The organism is Paenibacillus sp. FSL H8-0048, from assembly GCF_038002825.1.
Classification (GTDB): domain Bacteria; phylum Bacillota; class Bacilli; order Paenibacillales; family Paenibacillaceae; genus Paenibacillus_AQ.
The window spans coordinates 3,039,816-3,066,425 of sequence record NZ_JBBODF010000001.1 but is presented as its reverse complement, the minus strand read 5'-3'; the positions used below and the strand labels follow the sequence as shown (position 1 = coordinate 3,066,425).

The 26,610-nt window shown below is 55.1% G+C and carries 25 protein-coding genes; 10 read left to right on the top strand and 15 right to left on the bottom strand.

Annotation, left to right across the window (positions count from 1 at the left end; all coding sequences use genetic code 11):
- Positions 1 to 26 precede the first annotated feature (26 nt).
- A complete protein-coding gene (locus NSU18_RS12905; protein ID WP_341019321.1) occupies positions 27 to 1,139 on the bottom strand; it encodes an FAD:protein FMN transferase in 1,113 nt (370 codons plus the stop codon).
- A gap of 163 nt (positions 1,140 to 1,302) precedes the next feature.
- On the opposite strand from NSU18_RS12905, the gene NSU18_RS12900 reads away from it, so the two are divergent.
- Together NSU18_RS12900 and NSU18_RS12895 are read left to right on the top strand one after the other, a co-directional pair.
- Positions 1,303 to 1,875: a TetR/AcrR family transcriptional regulator gene (locus tag NSU18_RS12900; protein ID WP_341019322.1), complete on the top strand. Its 573-nt coding sequence runs from the start codon at positions 1,303 to 1,305 to the stop codon at positions 1,873 to 1,875.
- A gap of 200 nt (positions 1,876 to 2,075) precedes the next feature.
- Positions 2,076 to 3,830: an SGNH/GDSL hydrolase family protein gene (locus NSU18_RS12895; protein ID WP_341151037.1), complete on the top strand. Its 1,755-nt coding sequence runs from the start codon at positions 2,076 to 2,078 to the stop codon at positions 3,828 to 3,830.
- Between the two features lie 131 nt (positions 3,831 to 3,961).
- On the opposite strand, the gene NSU18_RS12890 is transcribed toward NSU18_RS12895, so the two are convergent.
- The gene (locus tag NSU18_RS12890) at positions 3,962 to 4,894 is read right to left on the bottom strand and encodes a glycosyltransferase family A protein (RefSeq protein WP_341019330.1); all 933 of its coding nucleotides are present in this window, start codon (positions 4,892 to 4,894) and stop codon (positions 3,962 to 3,964) included.
- Positions 4,895 to 5,125: 231 nt separating this feature from the next.
- Here NSU18_RS12890 and NSU18_RS12885 point away from each other — a divergent pair, with 231 nt between their 5' ends.
- Positions 5,126 to 5,851, top strand: coding sequence for a DsbA family oxidoreductase (locus tag NSU18_RS12885; RefSeq protein WP_341019332.1), 726 nt, complete (start codon positions 5,126 to 5,128; stop codon positions 5,849 to 5,851).
- A 265-nt stretch (positions 5,852 to 6,116) separates the two neighbouring features.
- On the opposite strand, the gene NSU18_RS12880 is transcribed toward NSU18_RS12885, so the two are convergent.
- From NSU18_RS12880 to NSU18_RS12840, 9 genes are all read right to left on the bottom strand, one after another.
- Entirely contained in the window at positions 6,117 to 7,697 is a 1,581-nt protein-coding gene (locus NSU18_RS12880; protein ID WP_341149198.1) for an oleate hydratase, read from the bottom strand.
- Between the two features lie 162 nt (positions 7,698 to 7,859).
- Positions 7,860 to 8,429 carry a TetR-like C-terminal domain-containing protein gene (locus tag NSU18_RS12875; protein WP_341149197.1) on the bottom strand — a complete coding sequence of 190 codons (570 nt, stop codon included), beginning with the start codon at positions 8,427 to 8,429 and terminating at the stop codon, positions 7,860 to 7,862.
- Between the two features lie 25 nt (positions 8,430 to 8,454).
- Positions 8,455 to 8,850, bottom strand: a complete 396-nt coding sequence (locus tag NSU18_RS12870; RefSeq protein ID WP_341149196.1) for a hypothetical protein — start codon at positions 8,848 to 8,850, stop codon at positions 8,455 to 8,457.
- Between the two features lie 24 nt (positions 8,851 to 8,874).
- Positions 8,875 to 9,390: a hypothetical protein gene (locus NSU18_RS12865; protein WP_341149195.1), complete on the bottom strand. Its 516-nt coding sequence runs from the start codon at positions 9,388 to 9,390 to the stop codon at positions 8,875 to 8,877.
- Between the two features lie 60 nt (positions 9,391 to 9,450).
- Positions 9,451 to 10,422 (bottom strand): RluA family pseudouridine synthase, encoded by a 972-nt coding sequence (locus NSU18_RS12860; protein ID WP_341149194.1) that lies wholly within the window; start codon positions 10,420 to 10,422, stop codon positions 9,451 to 9,453.
- Positions 10,423 to 10,503: 81 nt separating this feature from the next.
- Positions 10,504 to 10,689: a CLC_0170 family protein gene (locus tag NSU18_RS12855; RefSeq protein WP_341149193.1), complete on the bottom strand. Its 186-nt coding sequence runs from the start codon at positions 10,687 to 10,689 to the stop codon at positions 10,504 to 10,506.
- Positions 10,690 to 10,731: 42 nt separating this feature from the next.
- Positions 10,732 to 11,955, bottom strand: coding sequence for a Ger(x)C family spore germination protein (locus tag NSU18_RS12850; protein WP_341149192.1), 1,224 nt, complete (start codon positions 11,953 to 11,955; stop codon positions 10,732 to 10,734).
- Positions 11,952 to 13,049, bottom strand: a complete 1,098-nt coding sequence (locus NSU18_RS12845) for a GerAB/ArcD/ProY family transporter (protein ID WP_341149191.1) — start codon at positions 13,047 to 13,049, stop codon at positions 11,952 to 11,954. Before NSU18_RS12845 ends, NSU18_RS12850 begins: the two co-directional genes overlap by 4 nt.
- Complete coding sequence (locus tag NSU18_RS12840) at positions 13,042 to 14,652, bottom strand: spore germination protein (RefSeq protein ID WP_341149190.1); 1,611 nt, start codon at positions 14,650 to 14,652, stop codon at positions 13,042 to 13,044. Before NSU18_RS12840 ends, NSU18_RS12845 begins: the two co-directional genes overlap by 8 nt.
- Before the next feature lie 187 nt (positions 14,653 to 14,839).
- On the opposite strand from NSU18_RS12840, the gene recQ reads away from it, so the two are divergent.
- From recQ to NSU18_RS12815, 5 genes are all read left to right on the top strand, one after another.
- On the top strand, positions 14,840 to 16,666 hold the full coding sequence (gene recQ, locus NSU18_RS12835; RefSeq protein ID WP_341149189.1) for a DNA helicase RecQ: 1,827 nt from the start codon (positions 14,840 to 14,842) through the stop codon (positions 16,664 to 16,666).
- A 15-nt stretch (positions 16,667 to 16,681) separates the two neighbouring features.
- Positions 16,682 to 18,718 carry a B12-binding domain-containing radical SAM protein gene (locus NSU18_RS12830; RefSeq protein ID WP_341149188.1) on the top strand — a complete coding sequence of 679 codons (2,037 nt, stop codon included), beginning with the start codon at positions 16,682 to 16,684 and terminating at the stop codon, positions 18,716 to 18,718.
- A gap of 14 nt (positions 18,719 to 18,732) precedes the next feature.
- Complete coding sequence (locus NSU18_RS12825; RefSeq protein WP_341149187.1) at positions 18,733 to 18,996, top strand: hypothetical protein; 264 nt, start codon at positions 18,733 to 18,735, stop codon at positions 18,994 to 18,996.
- Positions 18,989 to 20,104 (top strand): nucleotidyltransferase family protein, encoded by a 1,116-nt coding sequence (locus NSU18_RS12820; protein ID WP_341149186.1) that lies wholly within the window; start codon positions 18,989 to 18,991, stop codon positions 20,102 to 20,104. Before NSU18_RS12825 ends, NSU18_RS12820 begins: the two co-directional genes overlap by 8 nt.
- Positions 20,105 to 20,399: 295 nt before the next feature.
- Positions 20,400 to 21,266 (top strand): hypothetical protein, encoded by an 867-nt coding sequence (locus tag NSU18_RS12815; protein ID WP_341019352.1) that lies wholly within the window; start codon positions 20,400 to 20,402, stop codon positions 21,264 to 21,266.
- Positions 21,267 to 21,614: 348 nt separating this feature from the next.
- On the opposite strand, the gene NSU18_RS12810 is transcribed toward NSU18_RS12815, so the two are convergent.
- From NSU18_RS12810 to NSU18_RS12795, 4 genes are all read right to left on the bottom strand, one after another.
- Complete coding sequence (locus NSU18_RS12810) at positions 21,615 to 22,577, bottom strand: alpha/beta hydrolase (RefSeq protein WP_341149185.1); 963 nt, start codon at positions 22,575 to 22,577, stop codon at positions 21,615 to 21,617.
- Between the two features lie 87 nt (positions 22,578 to 22,664).
- Entirely contained in the window at positions 22,665 to 23,633 is a 969-nt protein-coding gene (locus tag NSU18_RS12805; RefSeq protein ID WP_341149184.1) for a type I phosphomannose isomerase catalytic subunit, read from the bottom strand.
- A gap of 65 nt (positions 23,634 to 23,698) precedes the next feature.
- Positions 23,699 to 24,298, bottom strand: coding sequence for a tRNA (mnm(5)s(2)U34)-methyltransferase (locus NSU18_RS12800; protein ID WP_341019356.1), 600 nt, complete (start codon positions 24,296 to 24,298; stop codon positions 23,699 to 23,701).
- Entirely contained in the window at positions 24,298 to 25,254 is a 957-nt protein-coding gene (locus NSU18_RS12795; protein ID WP_341149183.1) for a TIGR01212 family radical SAM protein, read from the bottom strand. The genes NSU18_RS12800 and NSU18_RS12795 overlap by 1 nt, the downstream gene beginning before the upstream one ends.
- A gap of 245 nt (positions 25,255 to 25,499) precedes the next feature.
- Here NSU18_RS12795 and NSU18_RS12790 point away from each other — a divergent pair, with 245 nt between their 5' ends.
- Both NSU18_RS12790 and trmB read left to right on the top strand, forming a co-directional pair.
- The gene (locus tag NSU18_RS12790) at positions 25,500 to 25,673 is read left to right on the top strand and encodes a hypothetical protein (RefSeq protein WP_179090500.1); all 174 of its coding nucleotides are present in this window, start codon (positions 25,500 to 25,502) and stop codon (positions 25,671 to 25,673) included.
- A 201-nt stretch (positions 25,674 to 25,874) separates the two neighbouring features.
- Positions 25,875 to 26,591 (top strand): tRNA (guanosine(46)-N7)-methyltransferase TrmB, encoded by a 717-nt coding sequence (gene trmB, locus NSU18_RS12785; RefSeq protein ID WP_341019359.1) that lies wholly within the window; start codon positions 25,875 to 25,877, stop codon positions 26,589 to 26,591.
- The last annotated feature ends 19 nt before the right edge of the window (positions 26,592 to 26,610 follow it).

Genomic DNA, 26,610 nt, shown 5'->3' with positions numbered 1-26,610 from the left:
CTTAGCCACATCAGCACCAGGCTCCGTTAATTAGCGAAGCTATAAGCCGGATCGGTCAGATTCAGCCGTTTTTTCAGCTCAGAGGTGGCATAGATCTTGTTATCGTCCGTAATGAAGAAGGCCTCAACCTTCTCCGGCAGCGCTTCAAGATATTTCATCCCGTCTTCCAGGCCCATGAGGAACACACCGGTGGAAAGAGCGTCCGCGTCTGTCGCATTGGGGCTCATGATAGTGATACTCTTCAGCCCGTTTTGGGAAGGGAAGCCCGTGCGGGGGTCGAGGATATGGTGGTAACGCACCCCGTCCTGCATGAAGAAGCGCTCATACACCCCGGAAGCATCAATGACCTCATCGGTAATTTTAATCGTGCCGAGCTGGGTGCCCCGGCTCTGATCGGGGTCTTGCAAGCCGATATTCCACTGTGAACCGTTGGGTTTGTTGCCCAGGGCGATAATGCTGCTGCCCCCGAGATTGATCATCGCGCTGTTCAGGCCCTGGGCCTTGAGATAGTCGGCGATCCGGTCAGCCGCATAGCCCTTGCCGATTCCGCCCATGTCCAGCACCATGCCTTCTTTGGCTAACTTCACTGTCTTCGTGGCTTCATCTACGATAACATCCTTATAATTGACCAGGCTCCGCGCCTTGTCGATCGCTGCTTGGTCCGGTACACGTTCTCCGCCTTCACCGATGGCCCAGAGATCCACCAGCGGCCCGATGGTCGGATCATACAGCCCGTCCATTTCCTCGGCATACTTGAGGGAGAGCTTCACGATATCCAGCGTTTCATCAGATACGGCAACGGCTTCTTTGCCGGCTGCCCGATTCACTGCGTACAATTCACCGTTCGTTTTGGTGCGGCTGAACTCGATGTCCATCCGTTCCAGCATGGCCTGAATGTCGTCCATATTCTTCTGCTCCACTGTATCGCCGAACACCTTGATATTCACGACGGTGTCATAAATATAAAATGTCTGCTCCAGGGACTTCGTATCGCCGGTTCCGGTAGCAGCAGGGCTGTCTTCAGTCTTGTTGTTGCCTACTGTAAGCCAGATTACCACAGCCGCAGCGATAACAACGACGAGCGCGGCCAGAGTTACAACGGTTTTTTTGTTCTTAGATGTTTTTTTGATTTCAGACATATTCCACCATCCATACAATTAGTTTCGTGGTTGCATCTTTACTATCATACCCCAGAAAGAACGGCAATGGATACTCATTTGGTGACATTTTGTGCGAAAGCGCGGCTTGCCGAAGGGGGAGGCTTGTGATATTTTCAACATATAAAGTAAAGGAGCATGACCTATGTCTATTGACCGTAAAGCGTTAATTCTGCAGGCAGCAACTCTGTCCTTTGTACAATTCGGCTATAAAGCTACGACGATGGATCAGGTATCCAGAATCGCCAATGTGGGCAAGGGTACGATCTATACCTTTTTCAAAACGAAGGAAGAACTGTTCGAGGAAATTCTGGACAAGGCCACATCCGAATTAACATCGGTGATGAGCCGTGTGGCTGCGCAGCAAATTTCTTTCGTACATAAGCTGCTTCATCTGCTGGATTCCATTCTGGAGTTCCGCCTGGACCATGAGCTGTTCGTGAAGCTGGCCCAGGAGGTCCGGGATATCGGTACAGCCCAGGCGCTCGAAGGCGTGAAGCGGATGGAGGGCTACGCGCTGGACTTCCTGCAGCAGCAGATCGAGGAGGCCATCGGGAACGGAGAAGTGAAGGCCTGCGATGCCAGTGTGGCGGCGTTTATGATTCTGCGGATGTATCTGGCGCTGACCACGGAATGGAACAAATCCCATGTGCCGCTGGATCAGGACAAAATCAAAGAGCATATGATTCTGTTCATCTCCACCGGAATGCTGCAATAGTGGCAAACTAGCGAATTGTTGTAATAACTAAACAGAGCTTCAGGTTGTACGTTGAGCTGCTCCAGCCCCCGGGCTATAATGGATTCGTTAATGCAGACTATTATGGCGCAGCTGAAGTCAAGAGCGGGCATGGCGGCGGGGAATAGCTGTCCTGGTCCTGATGGGTGAGAGCGCCTTCAGACAAAGTGAGGCTGATGGATATGGAAGAGTATAGCAGTGGTACCGGGCTTGGCGGGCAGGAGGGTCCGGCGGCACCCCAAGATCCAGTGGAGCGCCGTGACGGCTTCTTCGTCATGTTCGAGACAGCAATCGAAGCGACTGCCCTGGCGGAGGGTAAGCCCTCGCAAGAGGTCTATCTGGAGGGTAATTATCTGATCGATAAGGCCAAATACATAGGCGGGGTTACGGATGAGCAGATGCTGGCGATGCTTAGGGACTGGACCGGCTTCCGCAAGCTGGTGCATAGCATTGGAGTGTCTGTGAAGACGGCGGAGGAAGGGGCTGCGGTCACTTTTCTCATGCAGAATTGGGGCAGAACCAGCAAGTATGAGACCGGCACGCAGCTGCGGGTCCCCTGCCCGGGCGATGGAACGGAAATCCTGGTGAAGCTGGAGGAGACAGAGTGGTCTGAGGAGGATGTGGCTCCCGGCAAATATGCCTTTGAGTTCAACAACGAGGGGGAACTGGCGACAGCGAGCATCGTTCTCTACCTGAATGACGGATACACGGCGCCTGAGCTGACAGCGGAACCTCCGGTAGACTTCGATTCGTCTGCTTACCGCGCGATGATTGCGAAGTCCCTGCTGCATGCGGGCAATAACCGGCGGCTGAAGCGGGCTATGGACAAAGCTGCGCGCGGCGAGGATGTGACGATTGCTTATATTGGCGGGTCCATCACACAGGGTGCAGGGGCCAAGCCGATCCATACAGAATGTTATGCTTATCAGTCGTACTTGAGGTTTAAGGAGCTATTCGGCAAGGACGGTGGAGAGAATATTCATTTCATCAAGGCCGGGGTTGGCGGGACGCCCTCCGAGCTGGGGATGATCCGCTACGAGCGGGATGTGCTGAGGGATGGTGCAGCCGCTCCTGACATCGTAGTGGTGGAATTTGCTGTGAATGATGAAGGGGACGAGACGAAGGGCAACTGCTTCGAGAGCCTCTGTCTCAAAATCCTGTCTGCCGCAAACCAGCCAGCCGTCATCCTGCTGTTCAGTGTGTTCGTGAACGACTGGAACCTGCAGGACCGCCTCTCCCCGGTAGGCAGACGCTATAATCTCCCGATGGTCAGTATCAAAGATGTAGTAACAGAGCAGTTCCGGCTGAGTAAGGCCGAAGGAAATATCATCTCCAAGCGGCAATTCTTCTACGATATCTATCACCCTACGAATGACGGGCACCGCGTAATGGCGGACTCCCTGGGCTACCTGTTCTCCGAAACCGCCCGGGCGGGGATGGATGAAGAGGAAGAGGATACGCTGACGGGGGCGCCTGTGCTCGGCAATGATTTTGCCCAGGTCCGGCTGCTGGACCGCATAAGTGATCTGGGCAGCGCAGGTGCTGCAATTGCTATTGAAGCAGGCGGCTTCAACGGTACGGATGACGAACTGCAGCAGGTGGAGATGGATGACAACCCGTTCGGCACTCCGCAATTCCCGCATAACTGGATGCACACGGCTGCGTCCGGCGAGGATCGCTTCAGGCTGACAATCACCAGCAAGAATCTGATCCTGGTCTTCAAAGATTCGCGCAGCCCGGATGTGGGCAAGGCGGAGGTCTATGTGGACGGCAAGCTGGTGCTGACGGCAGATCCGCATGTGAATAGCTGGACGCATTGCAACGCTGTGATTCTGTACAAGAATGAGCAGAGCGAGCAGCATATGGTGGAGATCCGGATGGCGCCGGAGGATCAGGAGAAGTGCTTCACCATCCTGGGCTTTGGCTATTCGGCTTAAGAGCTAAGCGGGTAAAAGGGTGTCACCGGGGCAGCACGAAGCTGCTTCGGGGGCACCCTTTTTGTCCGGCCATGAACAGGACAGCGTCTCGGCTTGTGGTACAGAACTTCTGCGACAGCGCGGAAGCCGGCCTAGTCCAGCATGAATTCCCTGTATTTATTCTTGCGGGGATTAAGCACGAACAGAATGCCGCTGGCGTAGCCGGAGACGGCATTGAAGTTCCGCTTGAGCGTAGACTTGACGGTGAGGTAAGACAAGGTCCAGAGCAGAGCTGCATAATTTTTCACGGGTGCTTTGCGCAGATTCAGCAGATAATAATGATTGACTGCGGTCGCCCGGGCGACCCGGCCTGCCTTGTCGCGCGAGCTGGGCGATTCATGATGCATAATTTTCAGCTCCGGGTTAATCACCAGCTTGCCGTATCTGCTCGCCAGATGGCACATATAGATATCGTCCGCCACTGCATAGCTGGTCATCCAGGGGTACGGCTTCATATCCCGCAGAGCCGAGCTGCGGAAGGACATATTGCAGCCATGGAAGAAGTCCGTCTCAAAAATATTCTCCGTCTCCCCCCATAAGAGAAGAGATCCGGCCAGTGTGCTTGCCGACAGTCTGCCTGGTGACGCCGACATTTGACAGGTCAGCCTGCCGAGCAGCTTGCCCGATTTGCTGCTGGAGAGACCCTTGGCGATTCCGCCGACCCCGGCAATGGACGGATCTGAGGCGTAAGTATCGAGCATCCGGCGGATATAGAGCGGATCATCCAGCTCCGCATCGTCATCGAAGCTGAGCAGAATCTCCCCGTCGATGAGCCCGAGAGCCTCGTAGCGGGAGAGCCAGACACCGGGCTTGGTTTTGCGGTAATAACATAGACTGGCATCCGGAAGACGCCCGAGCACCTCACGGAAATACTCCAGCACCCGTTCTTCGATCTCACCGTCGTCCACAATCAGCAGTTCGATGGAGACATTCTCCAGTCCGGTTTGCGCGCCGATGGATTCAATGCAGAGGGTCAGATCGCTGATCCGGTTACGCGTGGGAATGACTATAGACAGGTCATGCATGCCGCTGACTCCTTTCGGGACGCCATAGACCGTCCGCTTTGTATTAAAGATGTTGCTCTAATTTTACCTGTCCGGCCGGGTGGACGTATATACCTCTTTCGTTTACTTTTCTCCGGGAAGCCGCAGGGAAGAGGGATGCGGGGCGTTCAGAAAGTTTGTTTGTAATTTTCGGTTTTTAACTATATAATAGTAAGTGAAATGCAAGCCCATTACCATTCAGGAGGAATACCCATGAGAATAGATATATGGTCTGATTATGCCTGCCCGTTCTGCTATATCGGCAAAAGACGGCTGGAGCACGCGCTGAGCCAATTCCCCGGCCGTGACCAGGTGGAGGTTGTGTTCCGCAGCTTCCAGCTGGACCCGAATGCACGCACCGATGAGACGAGAGATATTCATGAGCTGCTGGCCAGCAAATACGGCATGACCCGTGACAAGGCCAAGGAGATGAACGCACAACTGGCCGAGCAGGCGAAGGGTGTGGGTCTGGAGTTCAATTTCGATACGATTCAGTCCACGAATACCTTCGATGCTCACCGCTTGAGCCACTATGCCGCTACTCAGGGCAAGGCTGCGCAGATGACCGAACGGCTGCTGCGCGCTTACTTCACAGATTCACTGAATGTGGGTGACCGCCAAGTGCTGGCTGAGCTGGCTGACGAGGCCGGACTGGATCAGGCCAAAGTGGCTGAGGTGCTCGACAGTGAGGCTTACGGCGACCGGGTCCAGGCTGACATTGAAGCTGCCCGGCAGCTGAACATCACCGGCGTTCCGTTCTTCGTCTTCAATAATAAGTACGCCGTATCCGGCGCACAGCCGGGTCCGGTCTTTACTGAAGTCCTGGATACGGTATGGGCGGAGGAACAGAAGGGTCCAGAGCTTCAAGTGGTCGGCCAGCCGAAAACCGGGGCTGCACCGTCTGCTGACGGCTGTGATGACGGTTCCTGCAGCATCTGATTGCGATCAGTGGCTGGCTTCAGGTAAGCGTTGCAGCGTTCTGCGCCGGGACGAACGAGTCTGGTTACGGACTACAGTTCCGCTAATTGCGCCAAAAGGCTATTTTAGGCGGCTTGCCGGACTCAGAGGGCGTTATGCATAGGTTTTGGAAGCGGAATTGCAGGATATTCGGGCCTACCTTGGCAAGTTTGCAACAAATGGACGCACGAAACCCCCGCCGCATGAAATTCATGCAGCGGGGGTTTTTATTAGCTGGATCATTCCGTTACCGGAACGAAGTCACCAGACTGGAGAACAGGGTGCGCACATCGTTCTGGTACGCATTGATCGGCTCTACCGGACGATTCACGCCGAACAGGGTGTAGACGGCGATGCGGGCGGCACGGACGGAGTATTCTTCTGTGAAAACAATATCGTCCGGGATCTCACAGTATTGGCCGATAAAGGCCAGATTGGTTGAGCCTTCAGGCACCACCCGCGGCCGGTCGCTGTTCAGGCGCGGCATGAACTGGGAGGTGATATACGGCATCATGCAGGGAATACAGTTGGCGGTAGCCATGATCTCTTCCTTATGCGCCTCGAAGTGCAGATGTCCGATCAGCTCCTCCATAATCTCCTCGCCGGTGCAGTCGCACATTTTTTTGTGCACATAATCGCCGACCTTGTCCGGGTACAGGCCATATCCCCAGAAGACCCTGACATGCTCCGGCTGGTTGCGGAAATGCGGCTGGAACGCCAGCACGACCGACATGAACCAACTGGAATCCTTGAACGTTACGAGTGCGCCGGTTCCGGCCCGGTTGCGGGTGAACTTCTCCATCAGGTCGAAGAACTTCGAGTCCTGGAAGGTCACCGTGAAGGATTCCCATTTGGATTCGTCTACATGATCGTCGAAGGAAGAGGGATTACCTAGCCCCGGCTTCTTCGCGGCGATCGTCTCCCACAGCTTCCAAGAGCTGCCCTTACCGTTCAGGCCGGGAGCGGAGGTCATCGATCCGAGGCTTGCGCCTTCGGTCATCGAGCCGTTCGTCACAATTACGCGGTCGCCTTCATGAACCTGGATCGTGTCCTCCACGCCCTCGCGGACCACCTTCATCGCTGTCACAGTAATGCCGTCGCCATCTTTGAATTCCAGATCGGTTACGGTACATTTCAAGGTGAAATCTACGCCCAGCGGCTCCAGATATTGATACAGCGGCAGAATGATGGAATCATATTGGTTGTATGGGGTACGGGTTACGCCTTCAAGCGTTTGAATCCTAGGGAACTCGTGCATGAAGCGGAGCATATAACGCTTGAACTCAACCGCACTATGCCAAGGCTGGAAGGCAAAGGTGGTTGCCCACATGTACCAGAAGTTCGTTGTGAAGAAATGCGGTCCGAACCAGTCGTTAATCCGCAAGGTGCCCATGGCTGGCTCCGGCGTCATGATCAGCTTGCCCAGGGCCAGGCGGTCTGCCATATCGAAGCCCATGGAGGTGACGTCCTCAACCTCACCCTTGCTGTTGATCAGCCGTGCCTGGCCGCGGGTCGGATTGGACTCGTCGAATTGAACGATTTCTTCCCGCAGCGTCATACCCGGCTGGTCAATGGACGGAATGGTACTTAATAGCTCCCACAGGTTCTCATAGGTCTCATCGTTCAGCATCCGGCCGCCGCGAATGACATATCCATGCTCTGCATCGCCGGCACCGTCATTGCTGCCGCCAAGGATCTTCATCTCTTCAATAATGTGAATGTTCTGTCCGGGAAAATTGCAGTCTCTAACCAGATAGGCTGCACCCGCAAGGGATGCAATGCCACCGCCTACGAAATATACCTGCTCGTTACCGTACTCTTTTTTCACTGATTACCGCCTCCATAGATTTGCTTGAATACTGGACCTGAACCGAGTGTAATCCAGTCCCGCTCTGGAGGGTATCATCAAAGCGCTTGATCTGTATAAAATTTGGACATATGGAACAAAGTGTAACGTTTTTGGGCAGAAAAAAAGCCGCAACCCCTAAGGTTACGACAAAATGTTCTCATATTTATGCAGCGCCTTCAGGAAGTTCCCTTCAATCAGGACGCTCAGCTTCTCAATCATCGGCCCCGGCGGCTCCTTCATCCCGTCCTGCATCCACTGAATGATGAGTCCGGTGAAGGCCAGTGTGTAAAAGTTGGCGATGAACCGCTTATCCGATGTCCCGACATTCAGCCCGGCGGCCAGCTCGTTGATGACGCCCATGACGAGATCATTCGTCACCTCATACAGATATGCGTCCAGATGCCTCCGTCCGAGGGAGTCCAAGGTGTTGCAGCAGAACGCCTTATTGTTCTCGATATAGCAGAATATCCGGTAGAATCCGTCAGTCCACGTACTGTAGCTGCGGTACTGGGCAATGCTCTCGACAGCCTCCGTCTTGTAGATCCAGCCCAGCAAATCATAGATATCCTGAAAATGATAATAAAAGGTCTGCCGGTTCACACCGCAATCCTCGACCAGATGCCGGACAGAGATTTTGTTCAGCGGAAGATGGGCCATCAGGTCCTTGAGTGAATGGGCGAGTGCATTTTTGGTCAGCAGGGAATTAGACATAGGGGTCATCAGCTCCTAACAGGAATCAGCGTGTGCGCCAATAGTGTATCAGCAGGCGGCCGCCTTCGGCGATCAGACCCAGAGCGAAGCCGCCTGCTGTAAACAGGCCGAAGGACAGAAAGCCCGCAAGATCCTCGAAGCCCGATATCCCACGGTAAGTGTACATGTACATCAGGAAGATTCCCGCCACAGTTCCCGCGGTTGAGAAGCTCCAGACAAGCTGTGCACCCAACCAGCCGAACCCGTTGACTATGCCTGAGATGACAAGGGCAAGGATGGCCCAACGCAGGGCAAGAATAAAGTTGAAAGGATCACCTAACCACAAGTACCTGTGCAGAATCAGCAGTAGCCATAGCAGCAGCGCGTAACCGGCAGACCATGCCAGCCAGCGGCCCGTCCGGGCAGGAGGCAGGAAATTCATTATCAGCTCACCCCATGTATAGCGTTATACCTCTTCCAGCTCCTCTGCGCTCTGCAGCAGGAACTTCAAGAGGTTCGGAAGATCTTCCATTTGCTCTTCGGTAATTTGCCGTTTGAATTGCAGTTCAACACAGTTATTGTACGTATCCTCCGTCTGTCCATAGCGGAAGCTGAGCGATTGCACAGGCCGAAATTCAGGTCCCCAGATTCGGATCAGAATCTCTTCAATCGTGGAGCACTGCTCATTTACATCCTGGATCTCCAGATAAAAGCGTAAGAAAAGACTGCATCCCGGGTCGCTGCCCGGCGTCTCCAGAATCTCATCGCCAAGGTCCTTCACTGTGGACTGGAGCAGAATCTCCGACGTCACATTCAGGCCTCCGGTCAGCTTGAACGCGAGGCTGAACTCCCGCGACATCAGCGCGAGATTGAGAGAATCGGACCGGTCTGTTACAACTAGAATCCCATCCAGATTATCGAAGTCGTAGATCTGGTTCTCCAGGGCGATTTTGATATTGTCAAAAACAGTAGGGTGGAACAAGAGCGCACCTTCTTATCGTTTCTCTATTATGCTTCGCTGTCAGCACTTACAGCTTAGGGATTAGTTCGTAGGTGCCGGTGCCGTGTATTTCAGAAAAGTCTTCGGGATCGCACTCTCAAACGTCAGAATCTCGCCTGTGGTCGGATGAACGAACGAGAGCACACGGGCATGCAGGCCGAGACGGCCGACCGCCTTGGTCTCTGCGCCGTACTTCTTGTCCCCGGCAATCGGATGGCCGATGTCGGACATATGGACACGGATCTGATTCTTCCGTCCGGTCTCTAAGTGCACCTCCAGCAGAGAGAAGTGGCGGTTCGCCTGGATCAGCTTATAGCGGGTTACGGCATGCAGTCCGTCTCCCTCATGCGGACTGGAGTACATCTTCAGCGTGGAAGTCTCCTTCAGCCAGGAGCTGATTGTGCCTTCGGATTTCTTGACCGCGCCCTCCACCAGAGCCACGTAGGAGCGTTCCTTGACGGTCTCCTTCCAGCTGTTCTGGAGGGCCTGCTGAATTGCCTCGCTGCGGGCAAACATCATGACACCCGAGGTATCACGGTCCAGCCGGTGCACCACATAGACGCGGTTCTTCGGATTGCTCAGGCGGACATGCTCCATCAGCTGGCGGTAAGCCGTCAGTTCATTATCTTCTCCGGTAGCGATAGACAGGAGTCCCGCATCCTTCTGAATCACGATAATATCGTCATCTTCATGGACAATGGTCAGTCCCAGCAGCTCCTTGGCTTCAGCAGGCTTCTCCTGGTCAATCGTCACGGTCTGGCCGGGATGGAGAGGATGGTTATGCTTCGTCACCGGCTTGCCGTTCACAGCAACCTGCCCGCGGGAGAGCATGGATTTGATCGAGTTGCGCCCCTTGTTCGTAATCGTCTTCAGCAGAAAAGCAAGCAGTTCCGCAGGCTCGGCTACCGTGTAGGATTTGGGTGCAGCTGCCGGCTTGGCCGGGGCTCCGGATCTTGCTCCCTGTTTATGGTTAGAGGTTCTGTTCCCCTGATTTCTGGTTCTTCTTGTATTCATGACCGCATTCTCCGTCCTTTAATAGGTTACTCCTCAATATACCATGGGCCGTGAAGAAATACTACGGACGTAAGCGGGCAGCTAGATATAGAGGAGCAGGCCGATACAGATCATCAGGGAGAGCACGATATAGCTCCAAGCCACGACTCTGGCGTATTTTTTCTCCCGGAGCCAGCCCCGGTTACTGTAAATTCGGATATCCACCACCAACAGGAGCATTGCCGAGACCAACATTATCCCGGCTAGGCTTCCCAGCAACCGGATCATAGGCTTTCTCCTCCTTCAACAGATACTTGTATGGGCTGATGCTTAGTCATGCTTGAGGCCGACTCTGCGGATATGCAGAGTCAGTCTGATCTCTACACCAACACTGCTGTACAGGCTCTCCCAGTCGTTTTTGCCGTGGATGTGTTCCCTCCAGTAGCCGGGATGATGGCTTCTGATCTGTTCGCCCATGCCAAAAATATCAGAGTGGTCCTGCTGGGTCTGCTTCACCAGTCCGTGCAGCACCGTCTGAATCTGCTGCTCGAAATCCCGCTCGATCTCATGCAGCTTCTGCGGGGAATTGACGGGAACATCGCTGCTGTAATGCTCATCCAAATCTCCCTCCAGGAAGATCTCATAGGACAAATAAGGCTTGCCGTCCTTAATATAGCTCCTGGTGCGGGTGAAGCGTTCATTGATCTTGGTCATAACAATCCCCAGCTCCTGCGTACGGAGGAGAGTGGAATAGCCGCCGGGGTCCATCCCCTGCATCGCCATGAACCCGCCAATCTCAATCGGGGCCGTTTTGCCCGCCATCCGGCCGCCGCTGAAATAAGCCAGCCCAGCAATGAGGATATTATCCTTGTTGCGCAGTGCCACATAAGGCAGATAAGCACTTTGTCCCCACCTGGAGTCGGCTGACCAGAAGGTGCCGATATAATCCCGGGGGAATTTGCCGGAGGAGACGGACTTCTCCATCATGGACAAAATATAAAGAGTGGGCACACGCTGCAGCGGCGGGTTCACATCCATGAAGCCGGACGCGCGGCCCTCGGAGACGAGCAGCCAGGTTCTGCGCCGGATTTCCGGGTTGCGCCGCAGATAATCATTCAGCTCGGCAAGGCTGCCCCGGGCAATCTCCTCGCTGATAATGATGATCCGCAGGTGGACCAGATAACGCGGGTCGGCAATCTGCTGCTGCAGATTATTCATGGCATCGTCGAGAGAGATGCCGCGCACGCTGACTACCCAGACGGGACTCGTCTTGCCTTCCCCTGCGCTGCCGCCGGTGCCGGGGCCCAGCGGGACTCTGCCCGGGACGGCAATCTGAGCGGTGACACTGATCATCTCCGTAGGCAGAGAGTTATCATGGATGTGAGTCACCCGGTCTTCTTTTTGCGTATCGTCTGCAGAGATCTTGTCAATGGATAAGCCAAGAACCAGCGCACGGTCCTCAATCTCCACCTGATCCCAGCATCCGCTGAGCAGCGGGGCGGCTATCGCCAGCAATAGGAGCAGGGCGAGCGTGCGCGGAAGCTGTATATTCATGAGGTCACCTTCTTCTTGTGGCGTCTGAGCAGATAGACCGTCCAGAGCAGCAGCGGATAGCCGAACATTAGCATCATGCCGGCATTGCCGAGGTGAAGGGCCCACCGGTAAGATTCGAACACATTTGAAGGCAGCATAGCCAGGATGAACACTACCGGCAGCAGAATCGTGGAGGCCATCCGCTGGTCGCGGAACCGCAGCAGCTTGTGCAGCAGATAGGCAGATATGTAATAAGTGGTGTAGATCGTCGTGTAGACAGAGATGACCCAGATAATAATGAAGATCGCATCCAGCCGCTCCAGGAATCCCTCGCCAAAGGCCGCCGAACGGGCCATCTCCAGGGTAGGGTAGATCAGCAGCTTGGTCTCCTCGGCACCGAATATCCCTACAGAGGCAATGACGATCAGCACGTAGATTGCTCCCGACAGGAAGATGGCCCAGGCCCCCGCACGAACCGCATGCCCGGGCTTCTCCATGAATGGAATCAGCAGTACGATGACGAAGGAGCTTTGGAACAGGTAGGTGGCCTCCCGCACCCCTTTCCAGAACTGGAAGCTTGGGGGCATCAGGACAGGCTGCAGATTGAGTATATCCACATTTTTGAGTGAGAGCAGAATGGTGACCAGAATAGAGCCGGTAATCAGCGGCAGATAGAAGAAGTGGATATAGGAGAACTTCACAACGTTGCGCCTGGAGGACAGCAGACTGATGAGCAGCATCAGGAAGATGGTTGCTTCGATCGGTGTTTTTTTGTACAGCACGGTTGTGGCAACATCCCCGAATTGGCGTACAGTGAGGCCGGTGAGTACAATGAACAGCAGCATAATTACCACAGTGAAAATAGCAGCAAGCGGGCGTCCAATCAGGCGGCGGCTGAACACAAACAGGGTCTCCTGCGGAAACCGCTGACAGAGGGAGGCCAGGAGCCAGTAGCTGATGAAGGAGAGCAGTACACCGCAGAGCGCAACAAGGGGAGCGCTGCTGTTGCCTGCTTCGGTCATATAACGCGGGAAGCTGAGGATGCCCACTCCGATAATGGTGCTGCTGATCACGGCTGCTGCGCGCAGAGTCGTAATCTGGCGCGGATTATTCATCGGTCTCATCTCCCTGCCTGAGAATCTGGTCAATCTCTGCGGATGGCACGCTGCGGGGCAGTCTGTCTGTATCCCGGACATGCAGGAAGCTGGGGCGGCGGCGCATCCACCAGAGAGGTACCCGCACCAGCGTATCCTTCAGATCACGCCATTTGCCGGGAATGTAAGGGGACATATAAGGAACGCCGAAGGACTCCAGGAACAAGAGATGATTCAGAATCAGAATCGTGCCAATCATGACTCCATAGAGGCCGAACATACCGGCCAGAAGGATTAGCGGAAACCGCAGCATCCGCAGGGCGATCGCCGCATTGTAGGCGGGGGTGGCGAACGAGCCGATGGTCGTCAGAGCCACAATGACAACCGTGATCGGACTGGCCAATCCTGCGCCCACGGCAGCCTGTCCGATGACGAGCACGCCCACAATAGATAATGCTCCGCCGATCATCTGCGGCAGCCGGATCGTCGCTTCCCGCAGCACCTCCATCGATACCTCCATAATCAGCACCTCCAGCACAGCCGGAAACGGCACGCCCGCCCGGCCTCCCGAGATCGCCACAGCGAAATCAGTAGGCAGCAGCTCGGGGTTGAAGGAGATTACAGAGACATATAACGCAGGGAAAAATAGTGAGCTGGCCAAAGCAATCAGCCGGATGATCCGGATCAGGCTGCCCATAATGAAGCGTTCCGTATAGTCATCCACCGTCTGGAAGAACTGGTTGAAGAGGGCGGGAACAATCAGGGCAAACGGGGAGCCATCGACGAGAATGGCGACCCGTCCTTCCAGAAGGGCGGCAATAGTCTTGTCCGGCCGCTCGGTGCTCTGAACCTGAGGGAAGGGGGAGAGCGGCTGGTCTTCGATGAACTGTTCGATGTATCCGGCATCGAGGATGCCGTCGGTATGAATCAGCGAGATTCGGCGCATGACTTCAGCCACCAGAGCGCTGTCTGTGACACTGTCTATATAGCATAGAGCCACCCTTGACTGGGTACGCTCCCCAAGCGGACTGATCTCAATCCGGAAGTCTGTGCTCTGCAGCCGGTAGCGCAGCAGGGACAGGTTGTTCTCCAGCTTCTCCACATAGCCTTCACGGGGCCCGCGGATGACCTGCTCCGTCTGCGGCTGCTCGACCCCGCGCATTTCAATCTGGCGCATCTCCATACGGAGCGCTTCGGGAACCCCGTCGATCAGCAGAATCAGGTCACCCTTCACAGCCGCTTGAGGGAGAGCGGACAGATCGGCAGTTGTGGTGCCTTGAGTGACCTGGACGGCAGTACTCCAGATATAATGAATCATTCCGCCCGTATCTTCCGGGATCTCAGGCTTGCCTGGCGGCGGGGCCATCAGCGGCTTCAGTACATGCTCGCGCACCTGCTCCATATTCACGAGTGAGGAGAAGAAGAGCATGGCAGCAGGATAAGCCCCGAAGAGCAGGAATTCGCGTACCACCAGGTCGCCGTTCTCTCCGAGCCTGGCCTGAAGGTCCGGCAGATCGGTCTTTAGCTCTCCTGTCAGCTTGCTGCCGCTGGCAGGCTCCTGATCTGTAGGAGAAGACTGTTGCTTATCTATGTAGGAGGCATATTTTTCTTTCCAATCTTGCAAACGGGCGACCTCCTTTATGGGGCAGATGGATGAATCTATCTAAAGTGTTGCTTGATCGTGCGGTTTTTATGTAACTTCTATGCGGACGGCCCGGAAGGAGTGCTATGATATCTGCTTCAGGCGGTTGCTTGGCAGCCGGTTGCCCGGTAAACTAAAAGGTAGAAAGCCTTAAGGAGTTTGAAGCGATATGGAGATGCAAGGATCATTAATGGAGCAGGCCCAGGCCGAGCTGCAAAAATATTACGGTTATCCCGATTTCCGGGACGGCCAGAAGAAAATTGTGAACAATCTGCTGGAAGGCCGCGATACGCTGGGCATTCTGCCCACCGGAGGCGGCAAATCCATCTGTTATCAGGTTCCGGCGCTGCTGCAGCCGGGGCTTACCCTGGTCGTCTCGCCGCTGATTTCCCTGATGAAGGATCAGGTGGATGCTCTTACGACGGCAGGGATTCCCGCTGCTTACATCAACAGCACCCTGAGCGGCAAAGAAGTGAATGAGCGCATCCGCGCGGCCCGCCGCGGCGACTTGAAGCTGCTCTATGTGGCTCCCGAGCGTCTGGAGCTGGACTGGTTCCGCCTGGAGATGGCGGGACTGAACATCTCCTGCGTAGCTGTCGATGAGGCGCACTGCGTCTCGCAGTGGGGCCATGACTTCCGTACCAGTTATCTCGCGGTCTCTCCGTTCGTGGAGCAGCTGCCGCAGCGTCCGATTCTGGCGGCCTTCACCGCTACGGCTACCCCGGAGGTCATGGAGGATATGGTCCGGCTGCTGCGCCTGCGCGAGCCGGGCGTCTTCATGACCGGCCTTGGCCGCGACAACCTGGCGATGTCCGTGCTGCGCGGAGAGAACAAGCGCGAATTCGTGCTGGATTACGCGGCTCAGCATGCCCATCAGCCGGGCATCGTGTATGCCGCCACCCGCAAGGAGGTGGATGATCTCTACCAGCGCCTTCAGGCCGCAGGGATCACTGCCGGGCGCTATCATGCCGGAATGAACGACCAGGAGCGGGCGGACAGCCAGGAAGGCTTCCTGTATGACGATATCCGCGTCATGGTCGCTACGAATGCCTTCGGGATGGGGATCGACAAGTCTAACGTGCGTTATGTCATTCATTACAATATGCCGAAGAACATGGAGGCTTATGTTCAGGAGGCGGGCCGTGCCGGGCGTGACGGGGAGCCGAGCGATTGTATCCTGTTGTTCAGTGCGCAGGATATCATGACGCAGAAGTTCCTGATTGAGCAGAACCCGCAGGACCCGGAACGCAAAGCCAATGAATACCGCAAGCTTCAGCAGATGATTGAATACTGCTATACCACCCGCTGCCTGCGCAGTGCGCAGCTCGACTATTTCGGCGAGAGCCATGACGATGATCACTGCGGGATCTGCAGCTCCTGTACCGATGAGCGTGAGCTGGTGGATATCACCGTAGAAGCGCAGAAGATCTTCTCCTGCATCCACCGGATGCGGGAGCGTTACGGCGTGGCGCTGGTCTCCTCCGTGCTGAAGGGCTCGCGTAACCAGAAGGTGCTGCAATACGGCTTCGAGCAGCTGCCGACCCACGGCGCTATGTCCAGCCGCAGTGAGAAGGAGATTACCGAGATCATCAACATGCTGATCTCGGAAGGCTATCTGGCCTTGTCCGAAGGCCAGTATCCGGTGGTCCGGCTGCAGCCGCTGGCAGCCGAGGTGCTGCGCGGCCAGCGCCAGGTGCATCAGCGCGTGGCCCGCACGCTGGTCACCTCCGGCACGCGGGACCGCAGCCGCCCGCGCGATACTTCGCCGTCTGCGGTCAACGAGACGGTGTTCGAGCAGCTGCGCCTGATCCGCCGCGAGCTGGCGGGGCGCGAGCATGTGCCGTCGTACATCATTTTCAATGATGCGACGCTGCGCGAGATGAGCGTGGTCTGTCCGCAGACGGAAAGCGAGATGCTGAGGGTGAAGGGTGTCGGTGAAGTGAAGTACCGGAAGTACGGCAAGGCCTTCCTGGAGTTTTTTCAAAATGACATGTAAAGAAGGTTATAAGGCATGAGAATCATCCTGGCCACATTAAATGCCAAATATATTCATACATCGCTGGCGATCCGGCTGCTGAAGGCGTATAGCGAGCATGAGTTCAAGGATATCCTTTTGGCGGAATATACCATCAAAGACCCCGCGATGAACATCGTGTCTGACCTTTTTCAGAAGCAGCCGGATGTGATTGGCTTCTCCTGTTACATCTGGAACATCGAGGAGACCATCAAGCTGGTCGGAATTCTCAAGCAGGTCATGCCGGAGGTCAAGATTGTGCTGGGCGGGCCGGAGGTATCCTATGAGCCGCTCTACTGGATGAAAAGGGAGGCCGGAGTAGATTTCGTCGTGAACGGTGACGGGGAAGAGACCTTCCACCATCTGCTGCAGGAGATCCGGGATGAACACAAGTACCATTTCGTATACGGTGCAGCTTACCGCAAGGGCGAAGAGCTGATCGTCAATCCTCCCCGTCCCAAAAGCGATCTCAATACCCTGCCGACCCCGCACCGCTTCGCGGAGGATCTGCCGGAGCTGAGTAAGCGTATCGTTTATTTTGAGACAAGCCGGGGCTGTCCCTTCAACTGCCAATTCTGCCTGTCCAGTATTGAGGTGGGCGTGCGCTATTATGATATCGAACGGGTGAAGTCCGATCTGCTCTATCTGATTGAGGGCGGTGCCAAGGTGATCAAGTTTCTGGACCGCACGTTCAATATCAACCGCAATTATGCGATGGAGATGTTCCAGTTCCTGATCGATAATCATCAGGGCTGCGTGTTCCAGTTCGAAATTACCGCCGATATTATGCGTCCCGAGGTGCTGGATTTCCTGGCGCAGAACGCCCCTCCGGGCGTCTTCCGCTTCGAGATCGGCGTCCAGTCGACGAATGATGAGACCAATGAGCTGGTCAAGCGCCGCCAGAACTTCACCAAGCTGTCGCGCACGGTGATGAAGATCAAGGCCAGCGGCAACATCGACCAGCATCTCGATTTGATCGCCGGACTGCCAATGGAGGATTACGCCACCTTCCGCAAGACCTTCAATGACGTCTTCGCCATGGAGCCGGAGGAGCTGCAATTAGGTTTCCTCAAAATGCTGCGCGGCACAGGGCTGCGCGCCCAGGCCGCCAAATACGACTACACGTATATGGAGCATGCGCCATACGAAATTCTCAGCAGCCATGTCATGCCGTTCGCCGATATTATCCGGCTCAAGCGGCTGGAGGATGTGCTGGAGAAGTACTGGAACAGCCAGCGGCTGGCTCATTCGGTCAAGTACCTGATCCGCCATGTCTTTCCGTCCCCGTTCGACTTCTTCCAGGAGTTCGGGGACTACTGGGAAGAGCGGGGCTGGCAGAAGATCGGGCATCAGCTGGAGGATTTGTTCACCCGGCTGCATAATTTCCTGACGGACCGGGGCACGCCGTCTATGGGCATTGTCACTGGCCTGATGAAGCTGGACTACTTCCTGGGCCACAAGTACAAGCCACGCAAAATCTGGTGGGACGATGTGCTTGATAAAGCCGAGTGGGCGAAGCACCTGAAGCAGATCGCCAGTCAGCCGGAGCTGATCTCTGCCAAGCTGGCGGAGGCCGGACTTAGCGAGCGGGAGCTGCAGAAGTTCATCGTGCTCGACGAGCTGCCGTTCCGCCTTACGCCGGTGCTGGACTCGATCAGCGGGCTTCGCTATGACGGGGAGCTTGGCGCTGGGGCGCAGGCTGAGGCTGAGGCTGAGGCTGGTGCCGGGAACGGGAACGGGAACGGGAACGGGAACGGGAACGGGAACGGGAACGGGAACGGGAACGGGAACGGCCGGGAGATACTCGCGGCGGTTACAGCAGCGGCCCCGGCAGAACGCGGGGGAGCTGGAGCGGGCGGCGTGGCCGCTGCTGAGGCAGATCTGCTGCGTTCTGTGGCAGCAGCGGCCGGTGGTGTGCCAGCGGCGGCCCTTAACGATCCGCACCCTGGGGCAGGCGAAGGCCGCACGCTGCTGGTCGTCCTGTATCAGCAGGACGAGAGCCAGCGGGCACAGTATTACACGCTGCCTTTGTAGGTTAGGGACCCTGGTTGCACCGGACATGGGCTGATATAATCGAAAAACCGATCACATTCGGCGCAGCGTGGGCGCGTGAGCCAAATGTAATCGAAAAACCGATTACATTCGGCGTCGCGTGGGCGCGTGAGCCAAATGTAATCGAAAAACCGATCACATTCGGCGCAGCGTGTGCGCGTGAGCCAAATGTAATCGAAAAACCGATCACAATAAGCAATGCGGCCGCAAAGGAGCATGAGCGGGAGTTGGTTACCTATGGAGGGCATACGTTTGAATGAGCAGCACATATCATTGTTTAAGTTCGGTGACGAGCACAGGGAGCGATTCAGGGACCAGTTACTTGGCTTCCAGCTTCCGGCGGAGCAATTGCAGTTCACCGGGTTGCCGGGGGAGACTCTTCAGGATATCCGGGAAGATGCCGGTAAGGCCGGGGTGGTCATTGTTTACGAAGAACAGGCGGTAGGCTTCTTCATCCTTCATACTGGTGAAGGCATCTCGAATTTCTACCAGGACTACGAAGGGGCAGTTCTGCTCCGGGCTTTCCTGATAGATTACGCCAGTCAGGGCCGGGGGTTCGCCAAAGCAGCAATGTTGCTGCTGCCGGATTTTATCCGCTGTCACTATCCTGAAGCCCGGCAGATTGTGCTGGCTGTGAACGAGGAGAATTATCCTGCTAAGCAGTTGTATGCCATCGCAGGGTTTAAGGATAACGGCTTGAGACGCCGCGGCAGCAAGGGAGCGCAGAGGATTTTACAGTATGAGCTGTCACCCGAGTCCATAGTTTTGCCTATGAAGGAGCATGAGGAATTGTATGAACGCCTGACAGGCATATTCTCGCGCAGTATGCTGCTGGCGGATGTATTCAAGCGTGCCCAAGGATGGGTCCCGTTCCCTTATTACATAGGTGCAGGCTGCCTGGCCCAGACGGTATGGAATGAGCTTACCGGACGGGCGCCGGAATACGGAATTAGTGATATCGATATCGTTTATTTCGATGCGGAAGATTTGAGCTATGCTGCCGAGGATGAGGTGATTAAGAAGGGCAAGGAGATTTTTGAAGGGATATCGGTTCCGATTGATCTCAAGAATCAGGCCAGGGTCCATCTGTGGTACCCGCAGAAGTTTGGTGTGGAGATCGGGCCTTACCAGTCGCTTGAAGCGGCAATTGATACCTGGCCGACTACAGTGACTTCGCTGGGAGCAAGGCTTGAGCCGAACGGGGAATGGAAGATTTATGCCCCATTTGGTCTGGAGGATTTGTTTCAATTCGTTCTGCGACCCAATAAAACACTGATTACAGAGCAGGTTTATTTGGCCAAAATAGTGAAATGGAAGTCGAAATGGCCGGAGCTTACGGTGATTCCTTGGTCTTTTCATAATACCTAATTGAATTAAACCTGCTCCAATGTTACGATCAATAAAGAGATGCCAATAAAGGAGCTTAGACCCTATCATGTGGATTACTTTGTAAGTGTGAATGAACTGAAGGACGGGCTGGCAATAGTGGAGATCACTATGCTATTAGGCATGTCTTTCTGTCAACTTACAGGGTATGCAGGGTGAAGGGTTCGTACACCGGCTTCTGCGGATACCTTCGGGTATCCTTTTTTGTTGCCGGAAATAGCATCTCTATGGCTCTTAACCTGTTTATCCTCCTAATGAGTGAATGGGGGAACGATATATGAAACAACCGAAATTAGTCTTAATTGAAGGTCTGCCCGGCTACGGGAAGTCTACAGCGGCTCAACTGGTTTACGAAATTCTTACGGAGATGAATATGGGCGCTCAGCTTGTCCTGGAAGGAAATCTCAATCATCCTGCTGATTATGAGGGCGTAGCTTGCCTTACCCAAGCAGAATATGTTGAGCTGTCGAGAATCTGCGGCGGGAATTCAGGGGAAGTATTAAGCGCGCACACTACCTGTCAAGACAACAATTATCTGGTCGGATACCGGAAAATAATAAATGAACACGGTCCTTTCCTTCCGAAGGAATGGATGGACACATTGGCCGGGAAGGATGTATATGAACTGCCGCTGGCTCAGCACAGGAAGCTGATTACAGCAAGGTGGCGGCAGTTTGCCGAGATGGCCTTGCGTGGGCCGGATACGTATGTGTTTGATTGCTGTTTTATCCAGAATCCTGTGACTATGGGGATGATCAGGCACGATGCAGCCGAGGAGTACATGATAAGCTACATTCAGGAGCTGGAGGCCATTGTTAAGCCGTTGAACCCGCTGCTGATTGTTATTGAACAGGATGACCTGGAGCAGGCTTTCCGCAAAGCTGTCCGCGAGAGACCCCTGGAGTGGTCAGAAGGGTTCATCCAATATTACACCACACAGGGGTATGGGGTGAGGCAGGGAAACCGGGGCTTAGAAGGTACGCTGGAGGTACTTAGGAGCAGAAGCAAGCTGGAAGATAACATATACAACCTGTTAAGCTTGAATAAGACAAAAGTAAATAATTCTGCGTATGCGCTCCAGGCCTATAAGCAAGTTTTGAAGGAGAAGCTTGTCGCTTGGCGCAATCACCCGGCGGGTTCTTAACCCGCACAATTCAAAGAGAGGCATCCCGTACCTGACGGAGTGCCTCTCTTTTGTTGAAATATGGATTTTCTATATTTCACGCGACAACTTATCCTTCTATCTCCCACTGAAACTGTACCGCCCTTTAAAAGGACGGTGCTTAAAACCGAATACAATGGCTGGTACAAGGCATATCTACCAAACGTATGTGGAAAACAGCATACATTATGCTCGTTAGCAGGCACACGGCCAGAATGTATGTGAAAAACAGCATACATTATGCTCGTAAGCAGGCACACGGCCCAAATATATGTGAAAAACACTATACATTGTGTTCTATGCCACCGGCCCTGGTGGGGACTGTGAAAACTAATCCGCCGTGGGCGGAAGCCGCATGGATTCGGCAGGCAGGTGGCGGGCGAGCCAGTCCAGTACATCGGCCGTGACCTCGTCCCGATTGACCTCGTTTAACATTTCATGCCGGCCTCCCGGATACAGCTTGCATTCTACATCCTGAAGCCCCTGCTTCCGGTATAACTCAGCCATACGCATCACCCCTTGGCCGTTCATCCCCACAGGGTCCTTCTCGCCTGCGAACAGGTAGACCGGCTTGTCGCTGCATAAATGCTGAAGAGTAGAACTGGTATGCAGCTCCCGCAGCATATGGAAGAAATCACGGAAGAAGCGGGTAGTGCAGATCGCTCCGCAATACGGGTCGGCAATGAAGCGGTCTACCTCCTCAGGGTCGCTGCTGAGCCAGTCAAAAGCCGTCCGGACCGGAGAGAAGGAGCGGTTGTATGCGCCAAACACAATTCCGTTCATTAACACGCTGCGGTGGTGGTCTCCCTGGAGCCTTAACTGCAGCTTCGACAGGGATTCCGCCAGCTGCAGCATGCCCCGGGGACCATTGGTGCCGCTGAGGATGAAGCCGCTATAGATCTCATGGCCTTCCTCGCACATCAGCTTCTGTGCCAGAAAGGAGCCCATGCTGTGCGCGAACAGGAAGATAGGCATGTGCTCATGCCGGGAGCAGGCGAGCTCTGCAAGCTGAAGAAGATTGCGCCGCATCCAGTAGAAGCCGTTCTCCCCGCTGTCGCCGAGCAGATTGACTCTGCCGGCGGTAAGGCCATGTCCCCGGTGGTCATTGGCATACACAGCATAACCGGCTGCGGTGAGCGCCGAAGCGAACCGGGCATACCGCGCAGCCGTTTCACACATACCGTGTGCTATCTGCACAATCCCCCGGATCTCCGTTCCCGCCTCAGGCAGCCATTCATAGACATGGATTTTGACATCTAAGGGATCAGTCATGGTAAAAGTGTTCTCAGTCATCGCCTGTCCTCCTGAAAGTGAAATTCAGCATTCCTAGCGTAAAGAGTACCTGTTGCTTCTGATCCAAGTGAAACGCAGTCCGGCTGCTTAAGGCAGATAAGAGCGCAGGACGGCAGACTGTCCTTCAATGCTGTAAGCGCCCAGGCTTGACGGAAGCAGATAACATTCGCCAGCCGCATAAGGCTGGGAGCCGCCCTCCCAGATCAGATGGCCGCTGCCCTCGCAGATTACCAGAATGGTGAAGCTGTCATCCGTGGTGGCGAGCTGCCATTCGCCGGATACCAGTCCTTTTTCCACAATAAAATAAGGAGAGGAGGCCATTCTAAGCCATTCCCCGGCTACGGCACCATCTGTCTTCATCGAAGTTGCGCCTGCCCCCTCATAGGCAGTCACATTCAGGGAATCCTCGATATGCAGCTCGCGCGGCTTCCCGTCCAGACCCGGACGGTCATAATCGTAAATCCGGTATGTAGTGTCTGAGTTCTGCTGGATCTCCGCTACAACGACACCTGCACACAATGCATGTACAGTCCCGGCAGGGATATAGAAGGAGTCACCGGCAGCTACAGTCACTTCCTGCAGGCTGTCCATAACCGTTCCGTTCTCCAGCGCGTCCTTCAGCATCTCGCGGGTGACGCCTTCCTTGAGGCCGTAGATGATTTTGGCGCCTGGCTTGGCGTCGAGCACGTACCACATTTCGGTTTTGCCCAGCTCACCCTTGGGAAGTCCGGCATAATCATCCGTAGGGTGTACCTGTACGGAGAGGTTGTCGTTGCAATCCAGCAGCTTGATCAGCAGCGGGAATCTTCCGCCTTCTTCCGTAGTTCCCTTGCTGCCGAACCACTCGTGCCCGAACTGCTCACGGATGGCATCCAGGCCTTGTCCGGCCAGCTCGCCGTTGACTACAGAGGAGGTGCCGTTCGGATGATCGGCAATCATCCAGCCTTCGCCGATATGGCCTTCCGGCAGATTCAGGCCAAATTTCTCCAGCGCCCGGCCTCCCCAGACACGTTCTTTGAATTCCGGCTGAAATTTCAGAGGATATGGTTTCGTCATTACAACATCTTCCTTCCTGATAATAGAATGATCTTAACTTATAGAGGGTTTGCTGCCTTCAAGTGCTAGCCCCTTTGTCTCTTCTCTATAGCTACAACATACGGTGCAGACTCGCGCTGAAGCTGCCGGTACACGATGGTCTGCGCGTCCTGCTGGGCCAGTCCGGCGGCCCAGGCTTCGACAGCGGCGGCTTCGCGGCCGCCGCCTTCGTGGCCGGGATACAGCACGGCCGTGATGATCCCGCCCGGGCGAAGCAGCGCAAGCGCCGCCTCCAGCGCGGCCAGCGTGCTTGCCGGTTCGGTGATGATGGTCTTATCGGCATCGCCCGCAGGCAGATAGCCGAGGTTGAACATCACCGCCGAGACCGTTCCGCGCCAAGTGGGCGGAACGGCTTCAGCCATGGCTGCATGGCTCTGCTGCAGCAGCGTCACGGGAGCCAGCGCAGCCGGCGCTTCCTCCCGGGCCAGCCGCAGGCGCTCGCCGGCAAGAGCCAGCGCCTGCGGCTGGATGTCGAACCCGTACACCCCGCCGCGCGGCCCGGCCGCCCTGGCGAGGAACAGGGTGTCGGCGCCGGTGCCCACGGTGGCGTCGATAGCCCGTCCGCCCGGCGAGAGCCGCTCAGCGGTCAGCTTATGGGCGAAGCTAAGGACAGAGAGGAAGCCCATCAGCCCTTCCTCCAGTACTTACCCTGCCAGGTATCCCTGGCAACCAGTTCATGGTCAATGGCATTCAGCACTTCCCACTTCTTGAGGCTCCACATCGGGCCGATCAGAGCATCGCGCGGGGCATCACCGGTCAGCCGGTGGACAATCATGTCCGGCGGCAGAATTTCCAGCGAATCGGCGATGAGCTTCACATACTCATCCTGCTCCAGGAACCTCAGCAGCCCGGCTTCGTACTGCTTCACCATCGGCGTTTTGCGCATGAGGTGAAGCAGGTGGATTTTGATTCCCTGAACCCCCATATTAGCTACAGCAGCTACAGTCTCCAGCATCATCTCATGCGTTTCCTGCGGAAGCCCGTGAATGATGTGGGTACACACACGGATGCCGTGCCGCCGGAGCTTGGCAACAGCTTCAGTATAGCAGGCGGTATCATCTGCGCGGTTAATCAGATCCGAGGTAGACTGATGAATGGTCTGAAGCCCCATCTCCACCCATAGATACGTGCGCTGGTTCAGCTCCGCGAGATACTCGACTACATCATCCGGGAGGCAGTCCGGCCGGGTGGCAATGGCTAGGCCGACAACCCCGGGCTGCTGCAAAATGACTTCATAATATTCCCTTAGCTCCTCGACGGGAGCATACGTATTGGTATAGGCCTGGAAGTAGCCGATATATTTGGCATTCGGCCATTTCTGATGCTGGCGGTCGCGGATATGGTTGAATTGGGTGACCAGATCATCCCGGCGGCTTCCGGCGAAATCGCCTGACCCTCTGGCACTGCAGAACGTACAGCCTCCTTTGGCGATGGTACCGTCACGGTTCGGACAGGTGAAGCCCGCATCGAGCATGACCTTGAACACCTTGGTATCCATCTGCCCGCGCATTTCGTAGTTCCAGGTATGGAACCGTTTATCCCCCCACAGAAGCGGAGAGGAGGCCTGTTGAAGATTAGACATGTGCAGCTCCTTTCATTAACCTTCCCATTGTATCAAAAATCCGTGATGAACGTAACAATCCCTCCCGGAAATCCGCCGAAAAAAAACTGAAAATAGGCTGTGAATTACCGCCATTTGGCTTGAAAATGCTTACACATTATGTTATATTTAAAGTGTTAAAAAAGCCGCTGCAGCAACCACAATCATATGCTTGAATTCATAATTTCGTGTCGTCCGGTCCATACTAAACCTTAGAGGTGATAACGATGAATTCTCCAACGGTATTTGCTGATAACAAAGGTTCGATTGATGTGCAGCTGACTCCCGATGAAGCTCTTGCCCTGACAGGCGTAGAATTCAACGGCAACCACAAGATCAAGACAGAAGCGCAGCGGAAGATCCGCAATGCGTTCGAGAAGACCTTCGAGTTCGATAAATAAATGGCAGTCCGCTGAACGGCGGGCCGGTAATGCAGATACAACACGCACGGAACTTTCGACCAGTCCTAACAGGGGCGGGACGGAAGTTCCTTTTCTTTTGCTGAAATCCCTTTACTTTTGCCGGTAAGTTCGGCACAATATTGCAAGTGGCAGTTATCCTATTCACAGATAAGGCAATAAGAGATAAGCGGAGGAGTACCTATGCGTTTACGCGGAAGAAAAGGAATACGTGAAAGTCTTGAGGAGCAGACCGATCTGGTCATCCTGGAACCACGCAGCCTGAAGGGGCGCTGGTCCGAATTGTTCGGCAATGACCATCCGATTCATGTGGAATTCGGAATGGGCAAGGGGCAGTTTATCAGTCAAATGAGCTTCAAATACCCGGAGATTAATTTCATCGGCGTGGATATGTATGACGAGCTGGTGCGGCGCGCCGCCGAGAAGGCCCGGAATGTATGGGAGCCGGCAGGTGAAGAGACACCGCCGAACGTGAGAGTGGCACTGGCCAATATCGATTACGCAGAGGAAGTGTTCGCTCCGGGGGAGCTGGAACGGATCTATCTCAACTTCAGTGATCCCTGGCCGAAAAGCAAGCATGCCCGCCGCCGTCTGACGCATCCGCGTTTTCTGGATAAATACCGCGGGCTGCTTAGTCCGCTCGGTGAGATCCATTTAAAGACGGATTCCCGCAGCCTGTTTGAATTCTCGCTTAATGCCTTTGCGGACTACGGTCTGCAGATGAAGAATATTTCCCTTGACCTGCATGAGGGCGGCGTGATTAACGAAGAGCATGTAATGACCGAATATGAGACCAAGTTCTATGGCCGCGGTGTGAATATTCACCGCTGCGAGGCGATTGTCGGAAATGAGGCGCTGAAGCAATATCAGGCCACCCGTCTGGACAAGTACCGGCTCTAGGCTGCATTACCGGTTATTA